Here is a 434-nt window from a genome sequence, read left to right on the forward strand (position 1 = left end):
GGGGGGGGGGGGGGGGGGGGGGGGGGGGGCGTGCGGGGCGGCGGCTGGTGGGGGGCGGGGGTGTCCTGATGCGCGGCATCGGGGGGGGCCGCCCCGCCGCGGGGGGGCGGCGCCCCCGCTGGACGATGCTCCAGGCGGCCAGGAAGGGCCTCTTCGCACAGTTGGTGGTGGCGCCACTGATGCACAGGCACCGCATCCTCACCCAGGTCTCGGGTGACCATCTGGAGGTCATCAAGCTGATCCCGCCGCTGATCATCGGCGAGCCCGAGGTGGACCGCTTCGTCACCGCGTTCACGGACGTGATGGACGACGCGCACGACGGCGGCGGTCTGCTGTGGGAGTTCGGCAAGACCCTCGTCAAACAAGCCGTCGCCAACCGATGACCACCGGCGGCCCCGGGCGGCGCGCGCCGGGCGGCAGCTACCGTACGGGCC

The 434-nt window shown here is 74.9% G+C and carries 1 pseudogene; it reads left to right on the forward strand.

Features of this window, described 5'->3' with window-relative positions:
• Positions 1-383 (forward strand): annotated as a pseudogene (locus AAHZ94_RS35040) (hypothetical protein); the annotation flags it as partial.
• Positions 384-434 lie beyond the last annotated feature (51 nt).

The organism is Streptomyces sp. HSW2009, from assembly GCF_040240285.1.
GTDB lineage: Bacteria > Actinomycetota > Actinomycetes > Streptomycetales > Streptomycetaceae > Streptomyces.